The 9,218-nt window shown below is 49.1% G+C and carries 5 protein-coding genes; all 5 read left to right on the forward strand.

What is annotated here, in order from left to right:
* A partial coding sequence (locus OEM52_11465; protein ID MDK9700753.1) for a DUF5683 domain-containing protein occupies positions 1 to 431 on the forward strand: 431 nt, incomplete at its 5' end.
* Positions 431 to 2,413, forward strand: a complete 1,983-nt coding sequence (locus OEM52_11470; GenBank protein ID MDK9700754.1) for a formylglycine-generating enzyme family protein — start codon at positions 431 to 433, stop codon at positions 2,411 to 2,413. The genes OEM52_11465 and OEM52_11470, both read left to right, overlap by 1 nt.
* A complete protein-coding gene (locus tag OEM52_11475; protein MDK9700755.1) occupies positions 2,413 to 5,697 on the forward strand; it encodes a chromosome segregation protein SMC in 3,285 nt (1,094 codons plus the stop codon). The genes OEM52_11470 and OEM52_11475 overlap by 1 nt, the downstream gene beginning before the upstream one ends.
* Positions 5,698 to 5,924: 227 nt before the next feature.
* Positions 5,925 to 7,304: a GWxTD domain-containing protein gene (locus tag OEM52_11480; GenBank protein MDK9700756.1), complete on the forward strand. Its 1,380-nt coding sequence runs from the start codon at positions 5,925 to 5,927 to the stop codon at positions 7,302 to 7,304.
* A 465-nt stretch (positions 7,305 to 7,769) separates the two neighbouring features.
* Positions 7,770 to 9,218 (forward strand): sensor domain-containing diguanylate cyclase (locus OEM52_11485; protein MDK9700757.1); only part of this gene is annotated, 1,449 nt, incomplete at its 3' end.

Genomic DNA, 9,218 nt, shown 5'->3' on the forward strand with positions numbered 1-9,218 from the left:
CCATCCCATCGCCCAGTTGGCGAGCGGCTGCAATGTCGGCGGTGATTCCCGGGTCCGGGCAGTACTCTGACGGCAACTATTTGCGGGCAGGTGCATTTTTCGTTACTGCCGTGGTTGCATTCGCCAGCTATCAATCGAATGAGAATAAAGTGGTTGACCGAATTCACGAGGCACAAATCGCTGAAACTCAATATCGTCGCTCGCTATCACAAGAATCGGCGAAAAAATGGAGCACAACGGCCGATACTCGTTGGCGTTCAGCTGAGGAAGCGGCTCGCATGCGCGACCAATGGGCGACAATTGTTGCAGTCGTATGGACTTCTTCTGCGTTGGAACGGTTAATTTTCCCGACGAAAGTATTGCAACCGGTTCCTGTTGGCTCCGGCGCTGGAGTCAAATTATCATGGACATTACCCGGAGGAAACGGGTGATGCAACGAATCTTTTGGTTGTTTCTTGTAACGATCTTCGCAGTCTCATGTACTAAACTTCCCGGGAAACCGAAACGCGAGAATCCGTTTGAACAGGGCAATCAAAATCCCTTTACCTTAACGGTTGCGCTCGAACGGGGCGGCGCTGCTCTTCGTTGGAATCGCTTAAATCTTGACATCCGCCGATATGTCATTTATCGCGGCGCGCACCCATCGGTCGATAGTCTACGCCGCATCGCATGGGTGGATCCTGATTCGCTCACTTATCGCGATATGAGTATCAGTGAAGGGTATTCATATTACTATACCTTAGTCGCCGAAAACGAAACCGGTAGTACATTGCTCTCTGCCGATGCCATCATTCGCCTCCGCAATGGTGAAGTCATGGCGATTGATGGCGACAGTACCTTCACAACATTACGGACAGTTGGTGTAACATTACTTTGCTCGCGAGCGCAAAGCGTTTGGCTCGGATCGACACCCAACGATCCGACTGGTAATTGGCGACCGATGCAACACGCTGTTCCCTTCCGGTTGAGCGACGGTCGCGGAATGAAACATGTCTATGCAAGATTTGCTTACATTGACGGCGATACAACTGGTTTCTTGGTCGATTCCGTAGAAACCTTACCGGTCATCGGTTCCGTAATTCCCACCGATACGTTGTTCTATCGAAATACTACTTCAGTTTCTTTCACAGTGTCGGCTACCGGAGCATCGCTGATGCGATTTTCCGAAGATTCACTCTTTACGGGTGTCCCCTTTGTTCCGTATGCGCAAACTTACGAACACTTCTTATCAGAAGCAGATGGTGTGAAACGAGTGTTCATCCAGTTTGACAATGGATTTGAGGAACCTGTTCGATCATTGTCGTCATTTACCTTTGTGTTGGATCGAACGATAGATATTGAAACTGTTACCGAGTCTTCACAAGGCGATACTTTATCGCTGAATCAGACGGTTGCTCTATTAGTATCGACCAATGAGCCATACGGAACGGCGTGGATCAAGATGGTTGACTCGTTGGGAAATCGACGCGATAGTATCGCATTATTCGATGAATTGGCAAACGGTGTTTACACTCTTACTTATCGGGTGAATTTCGGTCGCAACATTTTCTCTGGGAAGGTATACGGCTACTTTCGTGACCGTGCTGGTAATCTTGCCGTCGATTCTGCAAATACTCGAATTATCATCGACCTTGCACAAGATGAGATGATTTACCTTTCTGGTGGCACTTTCCGGATGGGAGATATCAACGGACGTCCCGATGAAACACCCGTTCATACGGTTACGTTAGATCCATACTTAATCGACCGCTTTGAAGTAACCAATAAAACCTTTGCGATCTTTTTATCATCCAGTCCAGACTATGCACAGTTTTGGCAGCCGGGGATGAAGATTATTCAATCGGGTCTTGTTTACACCGCATTTCCCGAGTATCTGTACCATCCGGTGCGTTATGTCTCTTATCCGGCTGCGATGGCGTATGCCGATTGGGTCGGAAAACGCATCCCTACCGAAGCGGAGTGGGAGTTTGCCGCACGCGGTTCTGAAGCTCGAGCATACCCATGGGGTAGTAACAACTGGATCTCGCAACAGGCAAATGCTCGTCCATCCGGTTTGACGCCACGACCAGGATCCCCAATCCGTCCCGATTCGACGACAACCCCTATCGGTTTTTACAACGGAAATGTTAACCAAGGGTATCAGACCGCAATTGGTTACACAGCTGAAGGAATCCATGATTTGAGTGGTAATGTGAGTGAGTGGGTATCCGATTGGTACGATGAAAACTACTATTCCTATTCTCCAACACACAATCCAACCGGTCCAGATTCGATTCGCTTCCGGATGACCCGCGGAGGAAGCTACAACAATACATCGTTTGATGTCCGTGGCGCTGCTCGTTTACCAGTGCTACCCGGTAGTATTTATCCCACCATCGGTTTCCGGTGTGCTTCGTCGAGGTTAGCCCGCTAATGGCATGGGAACTTCGAGAAATTCGGTTATCGGGATTTAAATCGTTTAGTCGTCGTACTCGTGTAGCGATGAGTTCCGGGATGACGGCGATTGTCGGTTCCAATGGTTGCGGAAAAACGAATATCGCCGACGCCGTTCGTTATGCTCTCGGTGAAATGCGTCCCCACCAACTTCGGGTAGAAAATCTCGAAGATATCATCTTTGCGGGGACTGCGGAAGCTCCTCCCCTTGCCGTTGCCGAAGTACATGTTGTATTCGATGAAACAGTCTCCGGTGACAGCCTAACTTTAACTCGCCGCTTGGTTCGTGGCGGCGATGCTGAGTATCGGATTGATGGACAACAAGCTCGCCTGAAAGACGTAATCAGAAAACTTGAACAAATCGGTATCGCATCCCATCGCGGAGTTGTTGTCGAGCTGCGTCAAATGGATGAGTTATTAGTCGATGGCAGTAAGCTACCACGTTTGATGGTGGAGGAAGGGTGTGGAATCGCTCCCTTTCTCGAGAAACGCAATCAAGCTCAAAGTAAACTCGACGCTTCACTTCGGTTACTGGAGCAATTGGAACCACGAATCCAACAAATCGAATTGGAACTGGAGCGGTTAGCCCAACAAGCCCAGCGTGCGAAACGTTGGAAGAATGCACGTACCGCTCTTGATGCTGCCCGTAACAATGAGCGATGGGGTATTGTCCGTCGGCTCCGTGCCGAAATCACGGCTGTTTCCGAATCCCTTGCGAAACTGCGCGAGAACAATGTAGCCGAGTTGGAACTCACTCAAATCGAAACCGATTCCATCGAAGCTGAGCGTGAAGCGATTGCCGTTCAAACCGAATGGGATGCCTTAACCGAACAACTATTCTCGATTGCTTCCGAGCGTGAGCAGGTGTCTGCCCGCTTACAGGAAACTGAACTGATCCGGGTGAAACAAGAGACTTTACTTGGTTCGATGATGAGCGAGATTACTCGGATTGAATCCGAGTTAGCTGAGTTGGCTATCGAACCGCAATCGGACATTCCCGAACGATTTCAAGCTGCGAATGCCGAATGGGATGAGTTACAAAGCAGTGTGACTGCCGCAGAAGCAGCTCTAACAGATTTACAAACTCGCCGCGACGAATATGCCCGCACCCTCGCCATTTTTGAGATGAAACACTCATCAAGTGAAACGCGATTACGGGAAGGACGTGAAGCAGCCGAGCGGATGCGTCGGCAAATGCAGGAATTGCAACCCCTCCCGGTACCCGACGCTGCAATTGGCAGAGAGTGGGAACGGGTAATCGCTGAAGCAAATCTCGAAGAAAACAAGTACCGCAACCTCCTATCACAACAGCAGGAAGTTGTTCGTCACCACGACACACAATTGCAAACCATGCGGCAGGACTTGGCGAATTTACGCGCCGACGCTAACCGGCTCGTACGCGAGTTGCAATGGGTAGATCGGATGTTAACTGATCGTCCCGACCTCACCAAAACGCTGCGCGATTTTCTCGCCACCCATTCGCAGGAACTAAGACTCTTACGCGACGAAGGGGCCGAGTATTCGCCGTTGCTTCACCGGATCGCCGGCGTCGACCGGATTGCAGTACCGGTAGCGATTTTACCGCAAATGGTACGCGACGCATTACAAAAAAACATCGATGCCGAGTGGACGATCGATTCGGTGGTTGAGGTTGTAGAATTAGAGCGATTGTTGCAGGAGTCGCCACCTGTCGGTATCGAGTGGTTATCGACCGAAGGGGTGAGTCGCAATGCTTCTGGAGTACTGCGCACCTCCGCTCGCGAAGCGAAAGCGAATCTGCCGGTGGGTCTCCCACGTCAACGCAAACTGCTGGATTCGCAACTCACTGGGATAAAAGAGTCAGAGCAACGAGTTGCCGAAGAACTTTCCGCCGCCGAGTATCAAGCGAAAATCGCCATCGGTAACTTACAACTCACCCGCGATCAAATCTCGAAGCTCAATATCTCACGAGCCGAACTCGAACGAAATCTGCTCCAATTCAAAGCGTCGGTATCAGAGACTGAGAGTCGGAATGCTTTGCGGCAATCCGAGTATGATCGTCTCCAAACAGCGTTGGATGCATTACTTAGAGACTTAGAAAGTGCTGAAACCGAACACGCGCAACTTCTGCCGCCGAATTTACCAGATGTCACTCCAGCATTGCAGGAAGCTACCGAGCGGATGCAGCAGTTAACCCAAGAGCGTGAGCGGGTACGGGAAATCGTCCGAAGTCTTAAACTGGAATCGGAAACCTTTCAAGCGAAACTGGAGCAACGCAGAGCCCGAATCGTTTTTTTGACCAATCGAACCGATGAACTTTCGCAGCGTTCCGATGAACTTACGACTTCATTAAAATCGATTGATGAGAATCTGCTCGCGTTACGAAAAGATATAGCGGGGAAAGTGTCATACGAAAAATCACTGCAGGCGCAACGTGGTTCTTTTGCCGAACGCCGCACAATGGCTCAGAATCGTTTAAGTGAACTACGCATTCGTGAAAATGAAATGCGAACCCAAGTTGAAGGATGGCGCACTGATCTTGCTTTACTCGCAGAGAAAAGCCAGCGGCTATCCGAACATCTGCTCGAACAGGAACACTTGGCAGCCGAAACTGGCCCTGAACCGAAGGAAACTGTCCGGGTCGGTGCCGAAGAAGTGCAACGATTAGAGCAACGATTGCGCTCCTTGGAACCGGTGAACCATTTAGCCGAGGAAGAATTCGACCGGCTGAAAGGGGAAGTCGACTACCTCCGTTCCGAACGTCAGCAAATCATCGCCGCCGCGGATGTTCATCGCAATTCAGTCGAAGAAGCAGTGCACTTTGCAATCGAGCGATTGACAGTTTCCCGGGTGAAGATTGAGCATACTTTCGCTGAAGTTATCGCGAGGCTTTTCCCCGGTGGGGAAGCAAGTTTGGAATGGGGAGAGGGGGATATCCTTACCGACGCGCCGCTTCAGTTGCGCGTTTCGCCCCGCGGGAAACGCATTCGATCCTTACGCATTCTCTCCGGTGGCGAACGGGCATTAGTCGCATTAGCATTCTTGGTAGCAGTTCTAAGTCATACCAGACCGCTCCCCTTTATTGTATTGGATGAAGTAGATGCTCCCCTCGACGAGGAGAATACGAATCGTTTCCTCCATTGGATACAGGAGTTGACAAGTACAACGCAAGTGATTCTACTTACACACAATCGACAGTCGATTGCCAGTGCTCATAGTTGGGTCGGTGTAACAATGCCGGAGCCCGGTATCTCTCAAGTAGTAAAGGTTATTCCCTCGCAGTAACTTCCGTACGACCGACACTCTTGTCTGTCGAAGTGATGCATGGGTTAAACGCTGGGTAGGGGCGGGTTCCCACGCCCGCCCGAAAACAAGTCCTTGTTCGCCTGACACTCTTGTCTGTCAAGTCTGATGTTTTTTACTGGTGAATTGACAGTTGTAAGTTGTTAGATATTCTCAAAAAGCATGAAGTAAGTATTGAATCTCTGATCGGGTCACTGGAGGAAATCGGTATGGCAAGCAAATCATATTCTGCAAACGTAAAAAATATACTCCTCTCGATTCTTTTGATTCTACTTGCGACGGTCTCCTTTGCCGCTACCAGGATGCGGGTCGACTCGGTGCGCTTCTACGATAGTGATGGCAATACCCGCTTTGAGTTTCCGATCTCGGTAGCCCGCTCGAAACTTCATTATCGTACTGATCAAAACGATGTTCGTTTTACCTCGTACCGTTTCCAGATGCAGATTATTAAAAACGATTCGGTCGTTGCATCCGAGATTTGGGATCGCATTCATCGACCCGGCAAAGAAGGATCGACCTCTTCGGGTTTCATTCCCGATTTAGGAATTGCATCATTACCTGCCGGGATATATCGGGCTGTTATTGAGCTCTCCGATTCGGCAGGACATTTCCGCGAACGAGCAAACATCGACTCACTCCGTGCCCAACCACTAACAAAGCAATTCACCCTCTCCAGTTTGTTAGTCTGTTCCGATATACGGGAAGACTCTGGTTCGAGCGATGAGTTTCACCGCAACGGTTTTCGCGTGATCCCCTATGCGGAGCGCACGTTCAGTCCTCAGCAGCCATTACTCTATCTCTACTGGGAGCAATACAACCAATTGCCTGACACTCTGTTGCACTATACAGTTCAGATAACAAACAGCGATGGTAATGTTGTAAAATCGCTTCCCGACCGTACCAAACAATTCTCGTCAGATCGTGGCGTTAATATGGAGTCAGTTCCTTTGCGGTCGCTTTCGGCAGGAACCTATACCGTTTCGGTAATAGCAACGCTCGTCCCTTCGGGTCGTTCTACAAAAGCACATACTCGGATTCACTATGTATTCGATCGCGGCACCGGTACCCAAGTAATGGTAGGCGACACTTTAACTCCTCAAGTACTGGTCCCTGTCCGAGACTTACACTACATCGTCGACGAAAAAGTACTTGAGACAGTCAAGCTGTTACCCGATATCGAACAGTTGCAGTGGCTGACCGACTTTTGGGCGGAACGCGACCCCACACCCGGTACCGCTGTGAATGAGAAAATGGAAGACTACCGTAAACAGCTTGCCTCCACCACGAAATTTTCTTCAGGGGAAAAGGAAGGGTGGCAAACCGACCGGGGTCGAATATTGTTAACTTTCGGACCACCTGATGACATCAACGACTCTTCATTTGAAAGTACCCTCTTCAGTGAAGAAGCATACCACGATTCTGGGACGAACCGTCCCTTTGTCATTTGGCGCTATAACACCTTAGCTGGTGGCGTCGTGTTTGTTTTTGGTGATCTTCGGCTTTGGGGTGATTACCAGCTGATGCACAGTACAATGCCCGGTGAGAAAACCGATCCTAATTGGCGTCTCAGACTCCGCGGCATTAAGTAAGAGTGTATTCGGTTAGCAGAAACCAGTAACTGATTCTTGGGTGAAGTAACCTCAAGGCAAATTCTGTTCGGAACCAATGCTCAAGTTTACTCACCTGCGACAATCAAGATAGAAAAGCTGTTAGTTATGTTAGCAATATATCATCGACAATGACAAACCGCTTCTCTTTCAAGCATTATCGAACAAAGAACCGTTTATCCTTTTGGATAGCGGTTTTTTATCTCGATTCTGAACTCGTAATGTGTTCAATATCACACGCACTTTTTCATCTAAAACGAAGAAAAAAATCACAAAACCACCCAATGTCCTTGTAGACGAACTCCTTTTCTATGTACATTACCCTCGAAAATTGGGACGTTCTCTGTTTTGTGAATTAGTTTGTCAAGTAATTGAGTTATCAAACGTTATGCCGCCGAAACTCGATACAAATCAGTGGCGGGTACTGAGAAAGGCGGTGGAGGAGTAGTGCGAACCACGAAAAAGCGAAAACCCGGAAAAACACCGGAACCGCTCGAAGCGCCTGTTGAGGGCATGGTTCCCATTCTCTTGAAACGTTCGACATTCCAGTTGTTCGTCGCAACCTTGTCACAGGTGATAACCGAGACAAACCCTGCCAATGCTATCGTATCAGTCTGGAGTGATCCGATAGCCTCCCTAAAACATCCGAATATCGAGTTGTGGTCGATTAACGTCGATAATGGGTGGACTAGGCTCTCTTATAACGGAAACAACGCAAAGTCTGAATATCTACCGGGTATCCCACGCCATTTGTTTCCCGGTCAATTTGCATTTGCTGCTCGATCGCCGGTGTTTTCCTTCGCATTTCTTGTAACGAATGTCCGCAATACCCGAGATTTATCGGAACCAGAGTACGAGGCATGGTTTACTACCGATTCGGAATCGGTTTTGTCGCTATTTGCGAAACTCAAGTGTGAGGTTCCGACAGTGGTGCTGGGTGAACTGGAAACTGAGGAAGCCAACAACCGGTTGATTCTACATCTCTTGCAACAATTCAATGAGAGTCATGCCCATAAAGACTATCGTATTCAGTGGGCGGAACGGCTAAATAAGTTCGCCGCATCCATTGCTTGGGAACTCGACTTATCGAAGCTCCTTCCTTTGGCTACTGATGGTTTTAAGAGTGCAATAAATTTCGATTTGTTTGAGTTACAGCTCTTCGACCGGGATAAACAGCGATTCGTCGAAAAATTCACATGGCGCCGGAACGATACCCGTTACGGTGGTAAGTTGATGACAATGGAACTACACCCCGCGGTGTTGCGTTCCATTTATCGCCACCGCCATCCGGTTTTTGTTCCTGATGTGATGCGGGAAGAATTGGTTTTGAATCCAAAGCTGTTGTACATCACCGAACTGCGCACCGCAGTGTTGTTGCCTTTAGTCCACGAACGGCGAGTCCATGGGATTCTCAAGCTTTTCTTCCGCGATCCCGAACGGGTTTCGATGCCTGATGTCGAATGGCTCGGTGAAATGGCGGAGCTGTTAACTCGTAGCTTGGCGAATGCGAAGATTTATCAAGTTGCCACTCAACTTGCGACCATCGACAGTCTCACAGGTGTTCACAACCGCCGTTCGTTTAACGAACAGCTCCACCGGGAATTTAAACGCGTGAGGCGATTTGGTGGCGATTTAACGTTAATGATGGTAGATGTCGATCACTTCAAATTATACAACGACCGCGAAGGGCATTTGCAGGGCGATTTGGTTCTCCGTGGCATCGCTGATTTGTTAAAGCGTTCGGTTCGCGAAACTGACTTTGTTACTCGATATGGTGGGGAGGAGTTTGCTATTATTTTGCCCGGTGCTAACATCGAAGGGGCAGGAATACTTGCGGACAAGCTCAGATCTAATGTTGAAGAGTTTGATTTCGTTAATGCAAATAAACAGCCGGAA

It is taken from the genome of bacterium (genome assembly GCA_030247525.1).
Classification (GTDB): domain Bacteria; phylum Electryoneota; class JAOADG01; order JAOADG01; family JAOADG01; genus JAOTSC01.

Excerpts from the sequence above, each read along its gene's own strand:
- OEM52_11470 (MDK9700754.1), top strand. The coding sequence starts at position 431 with ATGCAACGAATCTTTTGGTTGTTTCTTGTAACGATCTTCGCAGTCTCA.
- OEM52_11480 (MDK9700756.1), top strand. The coding sequence starts at position 5,925 with ATGGCAAGCAAATCATATTCTGCAAACGTAAAAAATATACTCCTCTCG.
- OEM52_11475 (MDK9700755.1), top strand. The coding sequence starts at position 2,413 with ATGGCATGGGAACTTCGAGAAATTCGGTTATCGGGATTTAAATCGTTT.